At 61.1% G+C, this 16,693-nt stretch carries 17 protein-coding genes and 1 tRNA gene; 10 read left to right on the top strand and 8 right to left on the bottom strand.

What is annotated here, in order from left to right; all coding sequences use genetic code 11:
* Positions 1–5: 5 nt before the first annotated feature.
* The 8 genes from DV706_RS02410 to ribH all read right to left on the bottom strand — a co-directional run bounded on the left by DV706_RS02410 (position 6) and on the right by ribH (position 8,966).
* Positions 6–1,661, bottom strand: coding sequence for a right-handed parallel beta-helix repeat-containing protein (locus DV706_RS02410; protein ID WP_136350778.1), 1,656 nt, complete (start codon positions 1,659–1,661; stop codon positions 6–8).
* A 380-nt stretch (positions 1,662–2,041) separates the two neighbouring features.
* Positions 2,042–2,704: a helix-turn-helix domain-containing protein gene (locus DV706_RS02405; RefSeq protein ID WP_006066745.1), complete on the bottom strand. Its 663-nt coding sequence runs from the start codon at positions 2,702–2,704 to the stop codon at positions 2,042–2,044.
* 103 nt (positions 2,705–2,807) lie between these two features.
* Complete coding sequence (locus DV706_RS02400; protein WP_049889852.1) at positions 2,808–4,493, bottom strand: alkaline phosphatase family protein; 1,686 nt, start codon at positions 4,491–4,493, stop codon at positions 2,808–2,810.
* Positions 4,494–4,719: 226 nt separating this feature from the next.
* Positions 4,720–6,045 carry a phosphoglucosamine mutase gene (glmM, locus tag DV706_RS02395; RefSeq protein ID WP_006066747.1) on the bottom strand — a complete coding sequence of 442 codons (1,326 nt, stop codon included), beginning with the start codon at positions 6,043–6,045 and terminating at the stop codon, positions 4,720–4,722.
* 292 nt (positions 6,046–6,337) lie between these two features.
* Positions 6,338–6,440: transfer RNA gene (locus DV706_RS02390), tRNA-Gln, on the bottom strand.
* Positions 6,441–6,540: 100 nt separating this feature from the next.
* On the bottom strand, positions 6,541–7,290 hold the full coding sequence (locus tag DV706_RS02385; protein ID WP_049889853.1) for an HNH endonuclease: 750 nt from the start codon (positions 7,288–7,290) through the stop codon (positions 6,541–6,543).
* Between the two features lie 114 nt (positions 7,291–7,404).
* Positions 7,405–8,553, bottom strand: a complete 1,149-nt coding sequence (locus DV706_RS02380) for a pyridoxal phosphate-dependent aminotransferase (protein ID WP_006066749.1) — start codon at positions 8,551–8,553, stop codon at positions 7,405–7,407.
* On the bottom strand, positions 8,550–8,966 hold the full coding sequence (ribH, locus tag DV706_RS02375) for a 6,7-dimethyl-8-ribityllumazine synthase (protein ID WP_006066750.1): 417 nt from the start codon (positions 8,964–8,966) through the stop codon (positions 8,550–8,552). The genes DV706_RS02380 and ribH overlap by 4 nt, the downstream gene beginning before the upstream one ends.
* 170 nt (positions 8,967–9,136) lie before the next feature.
* Between ribH and DV706_RS02370 the strand changes: the two genes are divergently transcribed.
* The 10 genes from DV706_RS02370 to nuoK all read left to right on the top strand — a co-directional run bounded on the left by DV706_RS02370 (position 9,137) and on the right by nuoK (position 16,692).
* The gene (locus tag DV706_RS02370) at positions 9,137–10,303 is read left to right on the top strand and encodes a 5-(carboxyamino)imidazole ribonucleotide synthase (RefSeq protein WP_006066751.1); all 1,167 of its coding nucleotides are present in this window, start codon (positions 9,137–9,139) and stop codon (positions 10,301–10,303) included.
* Between the two features lie 41 nt (positions 10,304–10,344).
* Positions 10,345–10,977: an AIR carboxylase family protein gene (locus DV706_RS02365; RefSeq protein ID WP_006066752.1), complete on the top strand. Its 633-nt coding sequence runs from the start codon at positions 10,345–10,347 to the stop codon at positions 10,975–10,977.
* 445 nt (positions 10,978–11,422) lie between these two features.
* Positions 11,423–11,836: an NADH-quinone oxidoreductase subunit A gene (locus tag DV706_RS02360; protein WP_006066753.1), complete on the top strand. Its 414-nt coding sequence runs from the start codon at positions 11,423–11,425 to the stop codon at positions 11,834–11,836.
* Entirely contained in the window at positions 11,833–12,540 is a 708-nt protein-coding gene (locus tag DV706_RS02355) for an NADH-quinone oxidoreductase subunit B (RefSeq protein WP_006066754.1), read from the top strand. Before DV706_RS02360 ends, DV706_RS02355 begins: the two co-directional genes overlap by 4 nt.
* Positions 12,537–14,192, top strand: a complete 1,656-nt coding sequence (locus tag DV706_RS02350) for an NADH-quinone oxidoreductase subunit D (RefSeq protein ID WP_006066755.1) — start codon at positions 12,537–12,539, stop codon at positions 14,190–14,192. Before DV706_RS02355 ends, DV706_RS02350 begins: the two co-directional genes overlap by 4 nt.
* Positions 14,193–14,194: 2 nt before the next feature.
* Entirely contained in the window at positions 14,195–15,271 is a 1,077-nt protein-coding gene (locus DV706_RS02345) for a complex I subunit 1/NuoH family protein (RefSeq protein ID WP_006066756.1), read from the top strand.
* The gene (locus DV706_RS02340) at positions 15,268–15,729 is read left to right on the top strand and encodes a NuoI/complex I 23 kDa subunit family protein (RefSeq protein ID WP_006066757.1); all 462 of its coding nucleotides are present in this window, start codon (positions 15,268–15,270) and stop codon (positions 15,727–15,729) included. The genes DV706_RS02345 and DV706_RS02340 overlap by 4 nt, the downstream gene beginning before the upstream one ends.
* A gap of 2 nt (positions 15,730–15,731) precedes the next feature.
* The gene (locus tag DV706_RS02335; protein WP_006066758.1) at positions 15,732–16,001 is read left to right on the top strand and encodes an NADH-quinone oxidoreductase subunit J; all 270 of its coding nucleotides are present in this window, start codon (positions 15,732–15,734) and stop codon (positions 15,999–16,001) included.
* On the top strand, positions 15,998–16,390 hold the full coding sequence (locus DV706_RS02330; RefSeq protein WP_006066759.1) for a hypothetical protein: 393 nt from the start codon (positions 15,998–16,000) through the stop codon (positions 16,388–16,390). Before DV706_RS02335 ends, DV706_RS02330 begins: the two co-directional genes overlap by 4 nt.
* A complete protein-coding gene (gene nuoK, locus DV706_RS02325) occupies positions 16,387–16,692 on the top strand; it encodes an NADH-quinone oxidoreductase subunit NuoK (protein WP_006066760.1) in 306 nt (101 codons plus the stop codon). The genes DV706_RS02330 and nuoK overlap by 4 nt, the downstream gene beginning before the upstream one ends.
* Position 16,693 lies beyond the last annotated feature (1 nt).

The raw sequence follows: 16,693 nt of genomic DNA, 5'->3' as shown, positions 1-16,693 counted from the left end.
GCGTGTTATTCGTAGGTGTTGCGCCAGGTCAGGACATCGTTGGCACCGAGATCGTCAATGCCGTTGACGATCCGGTTCACTCTGAATTCGGGGCCATCGATATCCGGGTAGAGACGGACGCCCTCGAGACCGTCGCGATACGACTCAGCGTCCGAGTTCCGGAGATGGTTCCCGTTACCCTGGTCGACGTAGGGGTACTGGCTCGCGCGGAAGGTTCCTTTGTAGATCGTGGCCTCGTCACCCGTGATAACGAGCCCGTTTCGATCGACGCCGCTGCGGCCAGGCTGGTCGACGGTCACGTGACTGAACCGGCAGTTGTTCCGTCCACACCGAATGCCGTCGCGGAAGCCAGCCGAGGTGACACCGGCCTCGCCCGACACGTCGAGAAGTTCGACGAGTATCTGATCTTGCGTGTCCGTCTCCCGAATCCAGATGGGATAGCCACCGGCCGGTTCGTGGACGATTTCGCCGCCGACGATGTGTGTATACCCTGCCTGTGGCGAGACGACGATTCCGTGGTTTACTTGCTCGCCACTGATCTCGATCGTTGTATCCTCGATGCGTGCTGTCTCGCAGCTGTTCATCACCGAAATCGCATGGCTGGTCGGCTGTGGTGCGGTGATCGATATCTCGACGTCGTCGACGTGGAGTTCGTCGCCGTTCTCGAGTCGGATCCCCCGCTGACTGTTGTCGTAGGACCGGGTCCGATCGACCTCGATGGTCGCGTTCTTGATCTGGCTCCCCTCGCCACCGAGGCGGACGTTTGCGCCGTTGCTGTTTGCAAAGCGGCCGCCGTCGACAGTAATCTGCCCCTCGTCATTGACAGCGTACAGCCCGTTGTCCGGGAACCCGCCGAGTTCGCAGTCTCTGAACTCGAGGTGGCCGACGTTCGTGTTCGCTTCGATCCCGATCGGGCCTCGCCACATGTTGCCCGCGTTGGGCGTCTCGTCGGCGTGAAGCCCGCCATCCGGCGCGCGGAAGCGCTCGACAGTTCCATGTCCGCTCGGGTCGGTGATGGCAAACATCCCAGGCCCCCACGTCCCGCTGTCGTGTTCTCCAGCAATACTGATATCTCGAACCTCGAGCTGTTGAGCAATGGCCGCCTCGATCACCCGAATGCCCGTATCAGGGGCTGTCTGATCGACGTTGAACCCCTCGAATCGAAGGCGATCACCGGGGCGATACGACACACCGAGTCGAAACAGGCGGAACCGTGGCCCGTCGAAGTCGTGGTAGTTCGCTGGCACGAGTGTCGCGTTCTCACCGACGAAGCCGATGTTGTCGAACCCAGTAAACCGGAACTGCTCGTCCATATAGTACTTCCCTTCAGGAAAGACGAACAGTGTCTGATCAGCCCGGACCTCCTCGAGAACCGGTGTAATCGATTCGGTTCCGGTGTCGTCTGCCCCGGCCTCGACGACGTCGACGACGTTCTCATAGTCGTCGTAATACTGTCCAAACGGTTCCGACGTCCCGCTGGCAGCCGACGCCAATCCAACTCCGGCAACACCAGCGACCGTCAACCCCTGTAAAAACGTTCGTCGTGATCGTTGTGGTCCAGTTCGATCCTCGGGCGACGATCGAGTGGTCGTGTCACGAGGTGACCGAGAACGAGCCGTCCCCCTCCCATCCGAGTTCTGCATCCCACTTCGTTCCGACATTGATAGTCATTTTAGTATGAGTAATGAAGGGGTTCAGTAACTATCCGTTCGGATAGCAACGTTTTAAGTTCGACCGACAGCTGTCACTGTTTCAATACTGTCAACAGTTTCACAGCGCCAAATCGTCATCGTTCGGACCGATGCCATCAGCGTCTTCGGTCTCGAGACAGCCGCTTAATAGCTAGCTAAGCCGTCGCCATGTGGGACCAGTCGGTTGAAGCCAACTGCGGAACCAGCTAAACACATCGCAGTACAGTAGCCACCGACCGGCAGTGTACATCCCATTGAACGATAGCTCTGTGTCGGTGTGGAAACCGGTTTAGTTGTTACTGTAACGTTCTCGCAGTGGCGACTGGGGATACGATCGGTTCCGAACGCACTCATTCGTGCTCAGGAGTGGAGCGATCGTTTTCGATCGTGCCAGCGATCAGGTCCGCAATAGCACGGCGAAGTCGTTTCGAGACCGCCGAATCGGAGATCCCGAAATGGCCGGCGAGGTCATCCTGTGTACTTTCCCGTGGCACATCGAAATAGCCGGCGTAGTACGCCATCGTGAGAATTTCATACTGCTGTTCGGAGAGGACGTACGTCCCATCGTCGGATACCGACGAGTCGTGTAGCTGGGTTACGTGAAACGATATATCGTTACGTCGACAACACTCTCGGTACGTGGCCAGTGCGTCGCGATCCGGGAGATGAACACGCGCAACCCACCCTCGCTCGTTGCTCGAAACCGTGAAGACGAACAGGCCACACTCGGCGCAGTCATCGGGGATGATCTGGATGTCAGTTTCGACTGTTACTCGATAGACGGCCCGGCTCTCGAACGTCGCGATGCGTGTCGGGTTCGAGATCGTGTGATCCCCCTCCATCGCCTCCTCGAGTGCGGTATACTCATCGCTGAACGCGGACACAAACTGGTGGGAACGGCCGTCTGCTGTTGTCCTGTACTCATACCGGAACGTGACCTCAGGTAGTTGTTTGATCGTCGGTACCAGCACTAGATCGTCGTGAGAGAGCTGCACTTCGGCGATAAATCCCATAGAGATGCTTGTGACGTGCTGTACCGTCGGATTCGATCCCCTTATTTATCAGACGCGTAGCCGCAGTTGCAGCGGCTGCAACCGTCTGTGCTGGGCCGACAGCTCAGTTCAGATAGCCGAGATCGGCCAACCGATCTGTGACCGCTTCGTCCGGTGACGCCTGTTCTCGTTGCTCCGATTCACCGACCGTCGGATACGAGATCGAGTCGACGGGATCGACGATCGGAGCGACGGTCCCATCCATGCGGTCGCTGACCGGAACGCCCATCGCGGCTATGACCGTCGGCGCAACGTCGAACAGATGGACGTGCTCGAGCGACTGCGACTCGTCGATTCCCTCGCCCATCGCCACGAACACACCATCGAGCTTATGATTCCACGGCTCCACCGGCCCGAAGTACTCGCCGTCGCCGACCTGTTCGGAGAGAGCGTGTTCGAACTCGTTCGGAATCGTTACGATATCGACAGTATCGTCGGCGTTCTCGCCGTGGAAGTACTGCTCGCGTGGGGCAACCGTCTCGAAAAACGGTTCTCCATCAGGTGTTTCGACGGCCTGAAGCGTTCGGATGAGTTCTTCACGCACTTCGTCGTACTCGTCGACTGGGACGACGCCCTCGGGATCGCGTCCCTCGAGATTGATCCGAACGCCAAGCTCGGTCCGGGCGCGGACGTACGCTTTCGAGTTGGCGAAATCGACCTGCTCGTTCGCCGTCCGAGAGACACCACCCGGCGCGTACTTCTTTGCGACCTCCGCGAGGCCCACCTTCTCGAGGGCGATCCTGATCCGACGGGCCGTAATTCCGGATCGAGCGGCGACCGCCGCGAGGCGCGCAGCCGTCCCCGGCTCCCAGGTGTCGTACTCCTCGCCTTCACGGAGCCGTCTTCGCATCGGCGTCCACGACGGCATCCCCTTGCCACCTGTCGTCGTCTCGAGGTAGCCTTCATCGCGAAGGAACTCGTTGAGTTGGAACTCGTAGCCGTCGTACGGCCCCATACCGTGGTCGCTGACGAGGAAGATGCGGTCTGGGTCGTACGCCTCGAGGATCGATGCGATCTGCTCGTCGGTCGCCTCATAGACACGCTCGACCATCGCCTCGTCGCCGTCGAACTCGTGAAACACCGTATCCGTCTTCTGGAACTGGACGAAGCCGAGATCCGGCTCGAACTCGTCGACGAGATATCGAAACGCCGCTCCGCGCATGCCCACCAGCGTCTCATACTCTGCGATCTTTTCGACGTCGGACAGCGAGTCGTCGTCGCGTGTGTACTTCGGATACACACGGTAGTCACCGATCGCGTCACGAACGTCGTCCAGCACTCCGTCGGGGTGGCAGTCGGGATCTTCGGGACCGAGGAAGCCGGGAATTACCGCGCCGTCGAACTCATCCGGTGGATGCGTCACAGGGGCGTTGACGACGACGCTCGAGTGACCATGACGGTCAAGCAACGTCCATAGTGGGTGTTCGTGCACGTCGTCGTTGCTCGTGACGTGCCAGTCGTAGCCGTCGTAACCGACGAAGCCGACCGCGCCGTGTTTTCCGGGGTTGACTCCAGTGTAGATCGAGGGCCACGCACTCGGCGTCCACGGCGGAATCTGTGACTCGAGTGGCGCCGTCACGCCCTCCGAACAGAGTCGCTCGATAGTCGGGATGCGGTCGTCTTCGAACAGTCGCTCGAAGACCGGAAGACACCCCGCGTCGATCCCGATCACCAGCGTCTCCAATCCGCGCGAGTCGCTCGTGGTAGTCGTCGTCGATGCGTCGTCGTCGCGGTCGAAGGCCTCACTCATCGTTTCATATGTCTCGTCGTATCCTGTCTCGGTCACCCACCACCGCTCCGGTAGCGACGGTGGTCGATACTGCACAGTGAACTACCCGAAACGGGGTTGACGAGACACTTCATTATCGGCTCGCTAAAACGGCTGTAAACCCGAAAATCAGGTTCGTGACAGGCGCGTGACTAGGTCGACACACCCGATCTCGGACCCTCGAGACCCGGCGTCTGTCCACCGTGGGTCACGTGCCCGCTTCGATTGCGTGCTCGAGGATCGCCACGGCATCGGCTGCTAACTCCTCGGCTCGCGACTCGGTTCGGGCCTCCACCGTCACTCGAACGATCGGCTGAGTCCCGCTGGCTCGCACGAGCATCCAACCGTCGTCGACAGTGATGGAGACCCCGTCAAGCGTCTCGACGTCGTCGTAGCGCTCGTGGACGTGCTCACGAACACGGTCCATCACCGCAGCTTTGTCCTCGACCTCGAGTGACGTTCGTCGGATGGGGTACGTCTCGATCCCCGTGACGAGCGTCGAGAGCGGTCCGCGCTCGGCGGCGAGTTCGACGAGTTTGCACGCCGCGAGCGGGCCGTCTGGACACAGCGTCTCGGTCGGCCAGATCCAGGCCCCGCTTGGCTCGCCGCCGAAGACGACGTCCGGCCGTTTCGCTGCTTCGGCTACGAACACGTCGCCGACCGGCGTTCGTGTAACTGACGCTCCGACTTTCGCGAGCGTGTCGTCGACGGTCATACTCGTCCCGACTGGGGCGGCGACGACGTCGCCATCACCCGCAGCCTCACGTGCGAACAGCGCGAACAGCACGTCTTTGGGAACGAATGCGCCAGTCTCGTCGACAGCCATCATCCGATCGGCGTCGCCGTCGTGGGCAATTCCGAGGTCGGCGTCTGTCGATTCCACCAGCGACGAGAGGCCGGCGAGCGTCTCTCGAGTCGGCTCGCTCGCTCGGCCCGGAAAGCTCCCGTCCTGTTGGCCGTTCAGCGTCACGACATCACAACCCAACGCAGCCAGCACGCGGGCGGTGATCCCGCCAGTTCCGTTGCCGACGTCGACGACGACGCTCAGCGGGTCGTCGATCGACACCGCGTCGGTCAGTTCGCTGGCATGGTGTGCTAACACACCGTCGAGTGACTCGAGTGCGCCCTGTTCGTTCCAGGGTTTGAGGTCGTACGCCTCGCGTTCGACTCGCGTGGCGACAGCCTCCCGCTGGTCGGGGCCGAAGGCTTTGCCCGACGCCGTCCAGAGTTTGATCCCATTGTCCGGCGCAGGGTTGTGCGAGGCCGTGATGACGACTCCCGCATCCGCGTCCGTCCACGGGACAGCCCTTGCGATCGTCGGTGTCGGTGCGACGCCGACCTCGAGGACGTCCGTTCCACACTCCCGTACGCCGGCGATCAGTGCCTCTGCGAGGATCGTCCCACTCTCTCGAGCGTCCCGTCCAACCACAACGCGCTCGTAGCCCTCGGAGGCGACCGCCCGCCCCACGGCGAGGGCGAGGTCGGCTGTCACATCGTCTCCAACTGGGCCTCGGATTCCGCTCGTTCCGAACATACCTGTCCCCTCGAGGAAACGGGGATTACTATAGGGCCGCTAACGATCTGATTGCGGACTATGGTATCAGTAAGACGCGTCTCACGGCCAGTTGCGGGTTCGAATCGATGGGAGGCGCTCTCGAGTTTGGTCAGTGAGAGACGTAGTTCGACCGCTACCAGACTTAATTTCACAAAAAATAGTTGTAATGTAGTCTTGAGCGGATTCGAACCGCGCAGACTCGAATCCTCTCGTCTGCTGGGCTCGAACCGCCGAGGATACCTGCTGCTCACGAGTTTGTTCGCAGCAGAAGTAGTCCCGGGCGGATTCGAACCGCCGTCATAGGCTGTCTTCCGTGACGGACCAAACCGAACACGTCCAAAGGCCCATATGATTGGCCACTACACCACGGGACTTCTCACTTTGTTTGTCGACCCGCGTACCTCGCAGTTCTACCGGAACTGCTCGCCACCACGGGACTTCACTCGCTGGATAGACCACCGTCGTACAATAGTGTTACCTTTCGTCGCGAGGCGACACCACTATTGTTCCTTCTTCTACACGCCGGTGACAGCTCCGACAGAGCGTGATCACGTTGTCCATCGTATGTGCAGCGTCGGGCTGGTCGAACGATCGGACAGGCTGTCGATGATGGACATCCGGGTTCTGTCCGAGTTCGTCGGCGTCTGCCCCACAGTGTTGACACTCGTAGTCGTCGTGCTCGAGTGCCTGCCGCCGAATCCGCCACCATCTCTGCCCATATGGAATTGGGCCACCCTTCCACTGGTGATGGGCAGGGCCGACAACGGTCTCCGAAAGCCACGTCCCGTAACACTCGAGTGTGCAAAAGAAGCCACGTGTTTGCTCCTCGAGTCGCGCCGGCCGAACCTCAAGTTCGGTGTCACATGACCGACAGTGGACTGCTACTCGGTCACCTTTCGTCGCTGGATTCTCGGGAAGGAGGCCGTCGGCGGCGTCGACACACGACGAACAGTACTTCCCGTCCTTGTTCGACGGGTAGTAGTCGAACGCTTCGCCACACCGTTCACAGGACGTCGTCTCCATCGCATCGCTCCAGTTGCCGTTGTGCTCGCCAGCGTTCGGATTACAGTCCTCACAGAACTCCCGTCTGGCCTTCGGGTCGTAGAACTCGAGGCCACACCCACGACACGTTCGATTCGGCAGTGGCTCGCCGTGGACTTTCGTGTAGTGTTGGCGCATGCCACGCTCCGTCGAGAGCGTCTTCCCGCACGTTGGACAGTCCACGACAGGGTTGGCCTCGTCATCCCGTATAAACTCGAGGACGGACACTCGAGAGACAGCCGTCGCTGGCGTGAGACACCGTCGAAAAGTGATCGAGTCGAAACGCCAGCAGCGGCGTTACAGGTAGCCTTCCTCTGCCAATCGCTCGATGCCTTCCTCGAGTCGCTCTGCACTCGCGGCGTAGGAGATCCGCGCGTAGCCGGGCGTCCCGAACGCGCTGCCGGGAACCGTCGCGACGTGGGCGTCTTCGATCGCGCCCTCACACCAGGCCTGGTCGTCGTCGTCGACGGGGAGCATCATGTAGAATGCGCCCTCGGGGACGGCGACGTCGACGTCGTGTTCGTCGAGTAAGTCGACGACGAGGTCACGCCGTTCTTCGAACGCCTCGGTCATCTCTTCGACGGCCTCGTCGGTGTTCTCGAGGGCTTCGACGCCGGCGTGCTGGACGAAGTTCACCGCGGAGGAGACCGAGTGGCTGTGGAGCTTGCCGGCCTGATCAATCAGGTCCTTGGGACCGGCGAAGTAGCCCAGCCGCCAGCCGGTCATCGAGTACGCCTTCGAGAAGCCGTTGACCGTCACGGTGCGCTCGGCCATGCCCTCGAGCGTGCCCAGGCTCGTCGGCTCGACACCGTAGGTGATCTCCTTGTAGATCTCGTCGGAGATGACAGTAATATCGTGTTCGACGGCCAGATCGCGAACACCCTCGAGTGCGGCGTCGGAGTAGACCGCGCCGGTCGGGTTCGACGGCGAGTTGACGACCAGCAGCTCGGTCTCGTCGGAGACGGCCTCCGCGAGGTCGTCGAGCGCTGGCTCGAGTTGGAAGTCAGCGTCGGAGAGGTCGACGCGCGTGAGGTCGCCGCCGGCCATCTTGACCATCGCCTCGTAGGAGACCCACGCAGGATCGAGCAGGACGACCTCGTCGCCGTCCTGAATGAGTGCCTGCACGATTTCGTAGAGCGCCTGTTTGGCGCCGGGTGTGACGATGATCTCGTCGGCCGTGTGATCGAGGCCGTCGTCGGCCAGCTTGTCGGCGATCGCTTCGCGAAGTTCGAGAATGCCAGCCGAGGTCGTGTAGCCCGTGTGGCCGGCGTCCATCGCGTCCTGTCCGGCGTCGGTGATGTTCCGCGGCGTCGGGAAGTCGGGTTCGCCGACGGAGAGGTCGACGACGTCTGCGCCGTCGGCCTCGAGTTCGGTCGCAAGTGCGGAAATCGCGAGCGTTGCGGACGGTTCGACTCGGGTTACGCGGTCAGTGAATTCCATAGTCATTGGTCTGGGTCGGGAAGTTGTGCGACGAGATCGAGTGCGCCGTCGACGGCTTTCGCCGCGTTTGCGACGCGTTCGCGTGCCTCGGCGGCGGACATACCGGGCCCTGTCACGCCGAGAGTCACGGGCGTGTCACGCTCGAGACTCACGTCAGCGAGTCGCTGAGCGGTCGCGTCGGTGATCACCTGATCGTGGTCGGTGTCACCCGTGATGACCGTCCCGATGACGGCCACGGCATCGACTGCCTCGAGTCGGGCGAGTCGGTCCGCCGCCAACGGGGCGTCGTAGACGCCCGGGATGGTGACTGTTTCGTGTACTTCGGCACCGGCGGCCTGGGCCGCCTCGAGGGCCTCCTGCTCCATCTGCTCGGTGATCGGGCGGTTGAACTCCGCGACCACCAGTCCGAGCGTGGTCATACGCGAGCGGTAGAGTGGATGGGTAAAAGAGGTACCGTTATCGAGTAACAAACCCGGATAATCGATCACGATAAATCACCCGCAACCGGCGGGACGGACAGCGATCGAGATTCGAACCGCGTCGTTCTATTGGGAACCCTTAACCCCGGGCAACGTCAACCGTTCGCGCAATGACAACGCTACAGATGCCGGGACCGACGCTTGGCGTCGTCGGTGGCGGACAGCTCGGGCGGATGCTCGCCGAGGCCGCGTCGCCGCTTGGCGTGGAGGTCGTCGTGCTCGATCCGACACCGGACTGCCCGGCCGCGCCAGTCGCCCGCGATCAGATCGTCGCCGACTTCGACGACGAAGCGGGAATTCGCGAACTCGCCGCCCGCGCGGACGTGCTCACGTTCGAGATCGAACTCGCCGACCAGGACGTCTTAGAGCGCATCAGCGAGGATACGGGGACGCCCGTGCACCCGAAGCCGTCGACACTACGGACGATCCACGACAAACTCGTCCAGAAACGGGAACTCGAGGACGCCGGCGTTCCGGTGCCGCCGTTCCGTGCGGTCGACAGCGCCGACGACATCCGCGCGGCGATCGACGACTACGGCGCACCAGTCATGTTGAAAGCGCGGACTGGTGGCTACGACGGCCGCGGGAACGTCCCCGTCGAATCGAAAGAAGACGCCGAGGACGCCCTCGAGTCGGTCGCCGGCCCTGCAATGGTCGAAGCGTTCGTCGAGTTCGAACGCGAGGTCTCAGTCATCGCCGTCAAAGGCGACGACGAGGTCGCGACCTTCCCGCTCGGCGAGAACATCCACGAAGACGAGATCCTTCGGGAGACGATCGTCCCCGCACGCTCGATCGAGGCCGCTTCCGAACGCGCCTACGAGGTCGCCCGCGATGTCCTCGAAGTGATGGACGGGCGCGGCGTGTATGGAATCGAACTTTTTGAAACGAGCGGTGATGAAATCCTGCTCAACGAAATCGCCCCGCGTCCGCACAACTCGGGCCACTGGACGATCGAGGGCGCACAGAGTTCCCAGTTCGAACAGCACGCCCGAGCCGTCCTCGGCTGGCCGCTTGGCTCAACCGAACTGCGCTCGCCAACAGCACTGACGAACCTGCTGGCCGACGTCACGGAGAATCAAGACGCACGGCTGCGAGACATCGACGAAATCCTCGAGACCCCCGGTGCACACCTCCACTGGTACGGCAAGCGTACGTCCCGTCCGGGCCGTAAGATGGGCCACGTGACGGTTTCGGGTAGCGATCCGGATACCGACGTCGAGGCTCTCCTCGAGACTGCACGTGAACTCGAGGACGCCCTCACGTTCACGGCGGAGTGATTTCGGGCGGATTGAAGTCACCTGCCCGACCATCCTTTCCTATGAGCGACAGCGTCAGCGATCTGATCGACCGTCTACACCGTGAAGCCGAACAGGACCGCCCAGCAGCGGAGACGCCAGACGTCGGGATCGTCATGGGAAGTGATTCTGACCTCGAGGTCATGATGACCGGCGGGAAGCGCCGCGGCGCCTACGACGCCTTCGTCGACGAGCTCGACTTTGCCGAACAGACCGACTACGAGAGCCCGCCCGCAGAGCGCTTTACGTTCGAGACGTACGTCACCTCGGCCCACCGCACCCCGGATCTGATGACGGCGTACGCCGAGACAGCCGAGGATCGCGGCCTCGAGGTCATCATCGCCGGCGCGGGCGGGAAGTCGGCCGACCTGCCGAATATGACGGCCTCGATCGCCTACCCGCTGCCGGTGATCGGCGTCCCAGTCCAGGAGAAATCCGTCGACAGCGTCATTGGCATGCCCACCGGCGCACCGCTGGTCGCCGTCGACGCCGGCAAATCGTTCAACGCCGCGCTCTCGGCGGCCCAGATTCTTGCCCGCCAACACGAGACCGTTCGTGACCGACTCGTTGCCTACCACGACGACCTCCGCGAGGGTGTCGGTGCAGTCTCTCGAGACGTACACGACCAGGGCACGGCGGAGTTTACACGCGAGTAACGACCTGGTCGAGCTGAGACGCTGGTCTCTCGAGTGGAGGCCACGATTCAGCGCGCGTTCAAGACAGTCACGCGATCGCTGAGTGTTACTGCTGACTACCCGTCAGCACGCACCTGATCGCACGACGGCCGTTGGTAGTGTGTCCCTCAGTGCAGGTGTTACGATAGCGAGCCAGCAGCCCGCACGTCGGATAGTTGACAGCGCTTGAGCGAGATCGTCGCCGGTAGAAAATCAGGGCCTACCGGACCCAACGGTCCACGCTGGCGGAAAACAGCCATGGCTCACAGATCTTGATTAGTTTGATTCTCGATAGCTACGAATGACAACTGAGTAAAACCCAAGTGCGTGATTCATCACGAAAGACGGCGTTGGAGTCCGTGTTCTGCCGAAAAACGAACAATCAACCCTTATATGCGTGCGGTTTGAACCCTCGAACGTTACGGAGATGAATGATTGGATCGCGATCGGGGCACTGGCGCTCGTCGGACTACTGATACCGCTCGGAATGATGGCGGTATCGTACCTCTTGCGGCCGTCAGTCCCTGAAACGAGTAAACGCGCCACCTACGAGAGTGGCGAGGTTCCAACCGGCGGGACGCGCATTCGGTTCAACATCCAGTACTACATGGTTGCGCTTCTGTTCGTCGTTTTCGATATCGAGACCGTCCTTCTGTTCCCCTGGGCGGTTGTCTACCTGGATGCCGTCGAATCGGACGCCGTCTCGCTGCTCGAGATCCTCGGGCCGATGCTGCTGTTCGTCGCCATTCTGATGGTCGGACTCGCATGGGCATGGCGCACCGGTGCAGTACAGTGGGCACAGACACCCAGTCAGGCAACGTCTGGCAGTGATCGACAATGAGCAGCAACAATCCACGGCAATCGATCCACGGCAGCACCGCCCCGTCGACGGATACCCGCGACTCGCGGATCGGCGAAGGGCCGGACGACCGGTTCAACTCCAAACTTCGGGAGGCATTCGGCGCATCGCCGTTTATCCTCACGAAGTTCGATCAGTTCATGAACTGGGTCCGGGGCAACTCGATGTTCATGCTACAGTTCGGGATCGCCTGCTGTAGTATCGAGATGATCCACACCTACGCGATTAAACACGACCTCGATCGCTTCGGTGCTGGTGTTCCTCGCGCCTCACCGCGACAGGCCGACGTGATGATCGTCCCCGGAACGATCGTCTCGAAGTTCGGCCCCCGCATGAAGCGCGTCTACGACCAGATGCCCGAACCCAAGTTCGTCGTCGGGATGGGATCGTGTACGATCTCCGGCGGCCCCTTCCAGGAAGGATACAACGTCGTCAAGGGTGCCGAGGAGATCATCCCGATCGACATCCACGTGCCGGGCTGTCCGCCCCGGCCGGAGGCGCTCATCTACGGCGTCGCCAAACTCCAGGAACGGATTCAAAACGGCGAGTCGTCGCCAGTTGTCGTCAAGCCGTACGAACTCGAGCAGTTCGGCGACTTACCGAAAGACGAACTCGTGCAGAAACTCGCGAGCGAAATCGACGAGGACGACCTCGTCATGCGGTATAACTGGGCTGATTCACCATGAGCACGGAACTCGAGCGACAGCAGCCGATCGAGGTCAGCGAAGGCGATCTCGAGGCGTTACTCGGTGATCGTGCACTCGGTCGCGACGATCATCTCAACGCGCCGGGGTTCGTCATCCGACCGGACGACGTCCAGGATGTCTTGACCGACCTCCGAGACGAAGCCGGCTTCGATCACCTCTCCTGTCTCACCGCCCAGCAGTATTCAGATCGGTACGAATCGATCTATCACCTCAAAAAGTACGCCGATCCGACTCAGGAGGTCTCGGTGGTCGTTCCGACGTCGACCGACGACCCCGTCAGTCAGTCTGCCGAACCCGTCTTCCGGACGGCAGACTGGCACGAGCGTGAAGCGTTCGACCTCGTCGGAATCGACTACGAGGGCCATCCCGACCCGCGACGGATTCTCCTGCCAGAGACGTGGCAAGGCCATCCGCTCTCGAAGGGGTACGATCAGGAGAAACCACAGATCGTCACGCTGTCGGAACACGCCAATCCGATCCAGCCCGATCACCACGACGAGGAGTCGGACACGATGTTCTTAAACATCGGTCCACACCACCCCGCAACTCACGGCGTGCTCCACGTCAAGACGGTGTTGGACGGCGAGACGGTGGTCGATGTCGATCCCGACATCGGCTACCTCCATCGGTGTGAAGAGCAGATGTGCCAGCAGAGCACCTATCGCCACCAGATCATGCCGTACCCCGACCGCTGGGACTACGTCTCGGCCGGACTCTTAAACGAGTGGGCGTACGCCCGTGCGGCCGAAGATATGGCAGATATCGACGTGCCTGAATACGCCCAGATCATCCGAACGATGGGCGCTGAACTGTGCCGGATCGCCTCGCACATGCTCGCACTCGGAACGTTCGCACTGGACGTCTACGGCGACTTTACCGCCGTCTTCCAGTATGCGTTCCGTGACCGGGAGGTCGTCCAGGACATCCTCGAGGATCTCACTGGCCAGCGGCTGATGTTCAACTACTTCCGACTCGGTGGGGTCGCCTGGGATCTGCCCGAACCGCGCGATGAGTTCATCGCAAAGACCCGGGACTTCCTCGACGAACTACCGGCGAAAGTCGACGAGTACAACGACATGATCACCTCGAACGAGATTTTCCAGATTCGGTGTCACAACACCGGCGTTCTGGAACCCGAGGATGTCAAAGACTACGGCTGTACGGGCCCCGTCGCCCGTGGCTCCGGCGTCGACTACGATCTTCGCCGTGACGACCCCTACGGCTACTACGAGAACTTGGAGTGGGACGTCATCACCGAAGACGGCTGCGACAACTACGCGCGCGTCCTCGTTCGCATGCAGGAAGTCGAGGAGTCGGCAAAGATTATCGAGCAGTGTCTCGACTTGCTCGAGGACTGGCCCGAAGACGACCGCGAGGTACAGGCAAACGTTCCACGGACGCTCAAACCGGACGCCGACACGGAAGTTTACCGTGCGGTCGAAGGCGCGAAAGGTGAACTCGGGATCTACATTCGATCGGACGGAACGGACAAACCCGGCCGGTTCAAGATCCGAAGTCCGTGTTTCCACAACCTCTCGGCGCTCGAGGTCATGTCCGAAGGGGAGTACATCCCTGACCTGGTCGCCTCACTGGGCAGTCTCGACATCGTTCTTGGGGAGGTGGATCGGTAAGTATGGTTGGTGCACTCCCGTTACAGACAGACACCGTGTTGCTCCCCGAGCGAATCGGCGAGCTGACCGGCTTAGATCAGTTCGGTGTCGGCGGCGAACTGCTCGCGACGTTCCTCGCGGCGTTTATCGTCGGCAACATCATGCTGGCGATGACCGGTGTCGCCGGTCCGTGGGCGAAACGAAAGATCACGGCTGCGTTCACCGACCGGATCGCCGTTAATCGCCTCGGTCCGGCCGGCTTGCTGATCATCGTCGCCGACTCCGTGCGACTGCTCTCAAAAGAGCTCATTATCCCCGAAGATGCCGATCGACCGGCGTACGATCTCGCGCCGCTCATCATCGCATCGTCGGCGCTGCTCGGATTTGCCGTGATCCCGATGGGCAGCGGGATTCACCTCGCAGACCCCGAGGTCGGCCTCGCGTTCGTCTTCGCGGTCGCCGGCATCGCCAGCATCGGGCTGGTGATGGCTGGCTACGCGTCGGCGAACAAGTACTCGATGCTCGGCGGCCTGCGGGCGGTCGCACAGAACGTTGCCTACGAGATTCCGCTGGTCGTCACCGGGATGTCGGTCGTTATTTTCGCCGGCTCACTGCAGATGAGTACGATCGTCGATGCACAGGCACAGACGCTCGTCTCCCTCGGCGGCCTCGACATTCCAGCGTGGTATGCGCTGGTCAACCCGTTCGCGTTCGTGCTCTTTCTGATAGCGAACTTCGCTGAAGTCGGCCGTAACCCCTTCGACACGCCCGAAGCGCCGACAGAGATCGTTGCTGGCTATCAGACCGAGTACTCGAGCGTCTACTTCGTGTTGATCTACCTCGGGGAGTTCATCCACATCTTCCTCGGTGGGGCGATCATCGCGACGATCTTCCTCGGTGGCCCGGCCGGACCCGTGCTGCCGGGCATCGTCTGGTTCATCATCAAGATCTGGGCGGTGTTCTTCCTGACCCAGTGGCTTCGCTCGGCGATCCCACGTGTCAGGATCGACCAACTCATCGAGATCGGCTGGAAAGGACTGCTCGTCCTTTCGTTCGCTAATCTCGTCATTACCGCAGTAATTGTGGGGCTGATTGCATGATCGGACTACTCAAATCCATGGCTACGACGATGAAACACGCACTGGATGGCTCGACGTTCACCGTCGAGTATCCCGAGACTGCACCGGACGTCTCCCCGCGGTTTCGGGGCGTCCACAAGTTCAGCCAGGAGCGCTGTATCTGGTGTCGTCAGTGTGAGAACGTCTGTCCAAACGACACGATTCAGATCGTGATGGACGACAAGCGCAACGGCGAACAGTACAACCTCAACATCGGGCAGTGTATCTACTGTCGGCTCTGTGAGGAGGTCTGTCCTGTCGATGCGATCTTGCTGACACAGAACTTCGAGTTCACCGGCGACACCAAACACGATCTGGTCTACAACAAAGACCAGCTGCGAGCGGTACCGTGGTATAAAGATATTGACCCGCTCGAGTCACGTGAGCCTGACCGGGGTGCGTGGATCGGCGAGGGAGACGGAGACGTGGATTACCAGTAACAATGATGGAAACGATCGCGTTCGCACTGTTTGCGTTCGTGACGCTTGCCAGCGCGCTTTGCGTGGTCCTCTTGCAGGATCCGTGGCATTCGGCGCTGATGCTCGGTGTGGCGCTTTTGAGTATCGCGGTTCACTACGTGATGCTCGCTGCCGAGTTCGTCGCGATGATGCAGATTCTCGTCTACGTTGGCGGGGTGCTCATCCTCATCACCTTCGCGGTGATGTTGACTCAGCGTGACGAGCAGGCGTCCGACGAGGTGGTACAGACATGACGACCGGGCCACAGTTTAGAGTTGGAAAGACGCTGCTGCCAGGACTGCTTGCCGTCGCCCTCTTCGGGCTGATGGCACTGATCGTCCTGAACACGTCGTTTGCGTCGATGGCAAACGCCGGCTATCCAGACGGGATCGCGATTACGTCCGAAATCGGCTACGCGATGTTCGACCTCGATGTGTTGCAGTCGACAGAGGGCTCGATCGGTGCAACTGAGCCGTTCCTCGCGTCGTTCTTGCTGGTTGCAATCGCACTCGATGCGGCACTCGACGCCTCGCTCGTCCTCGCAAAACGCGAGGAGGGTGGCGAGCCAGTCTCGCCGCTTTCGAGCACGGGTTCGGACACCACTCGTGGCGTATCCGACTCGAGTGGAGGTGACGATCGATGAGCATCGCCATCGAGTACTACATCCTGCTGTCGATGGGGCTGTTCTGTATCGGTCTCTTCGGGGTCTTGACGCGTCGCAACGCACTAATGTTCTTGATGTCCGTTGAGTTGATGTTGAACGCAGCGAATATCAACTTGATCGCCTTTGCGTTCTATCACGGCAACCTCACGGGGCAGGTGTTTGCGCTGTTTACGATGGCGCTTGCCGCTGCAGAGGTCGCTGTTGGACTCGGGATCATCCTGGTGTTGTACCGTAACTTCCGTGACGTCGACGTCACGGTTCCGACGACGATGAGGTGGTAAG

The sequence above is a fragment of the Natronorubrum bangense genome (assembly GCF_004799645.1).
GTDB lineage: Archaea > Halobacteriota > Halobacteria > Halobacteriales > Natrialbaceae > Natronorubrum > Natronorubrum bangense.
The sequence above is the reverse complement of the archived record's forward strand: the minus strand, read 5'-3'. Positions and strand labels throughout refer to the sequence as shown.

Coding starts and splice junctions, on each gene's coding strand:
- DV706_RS02345 (WP_006066756.1), top strand. CDS start 14,195: ATGGTTGGTGCACTCCCGTTACAGACAGACACCGTGTTGCTCCCCGAG.
- DV706_RS02350 (WP_006066755.1), top strand. CDS start 12,537: ATGAGCACGGAACTCGAGCGACAGCAGCCGATCGAGGTCAGCGAAGGC.
- DV706_RS02410 (WP_136350778.1), bottom strand. CDS start 1,661: ATGTCGGAACGAAGTGGGATGCAGAACTCGGATGGGAGGGGGACGGCT.
- DV706_RS02340 (WP_006066757.1), top strand. CDS start 15,268: ATGATCGGACTACTCAAATCCATGGCTACGACGATGAAACACGCACTG.
- DV706_RS02405 (WP_006066745.1), bottom strand. CDS start 2,704: ATGGGATTTATCGCCGAAGTGCAGCTCTCTCACGACGATCTAGTGCTG.
- DV706_RS02380 (WP_006066749.1), bottom strand. CDS start 8,553: ATGACTATGGAATTCACTGACCGCGTAACCCGAGTCGAACCGTCCGCA.
- DV706_RS02360 (WP_006066753.1), top strand. CDS start 11,423: ATGAATGATTGGATCGCGATCGGGGCACTGGCGCTCGTCGGACTACTG.
- DV706_RS02370 (WP_006066751.1), top strand. CDS start 9,137: ATGACAACGCTACAGATGCCGGGACCGACGCTTGGCGTCGTCGGTGGC.
- glmM (WP_006066747.1), bottom strand. CDS start 6,045: ATGTTCGGAACGAGCGGAATCCGAGGCCCAGTTGGAGACGATGTGACA.
- ribH (WP_006066750.1), bottom strand. CDS start 8,966: ATGACCACGCTCGGACTGGTGGTCGCGGAGTTCAACCGCCCGATCACC.
- DV706_RS02330 (WP_006066759.1), top strand. CDS start 15,998: ATGACGACCGGGCCACAGTTTAGAGTTGGAAAGACGCTGCTGCCAGGA.
- DV706_RS02365 (WP_006066752.1), top strand. CDS start 10,345: ATGAGCGACAGCGTCAGCGATCTGATCGACCGTCTACACCGTGAAGCC.
- DV706_RS02400 (WP_049889852.1), bottom strand. CDS start 4,493: ATGAGTGAGGCCTTCGACCGCGACGACGACGCATCGACGACGACTACC.
- nuoK (WP_006066760.1), top strand. CDS start 16,387: ATGAGCATCGCCATCGAGTACTACATCCTGCTGTCGATGGGGCTGTTC.
- DV706_RS02335 (WP_006066758.1), top strand. CDS start 15,732: ATGATGGAAACGATCGCGTTCGCACTGTTTGCGTTCGTGACGCTTGCC.
- DV706_RS02355 (WP_006066754.1), top strand. CDS start 11,833: ATGAGCAGCAACAATCCACGGCAATCGATCCACGGCAGCACCGCCCCG.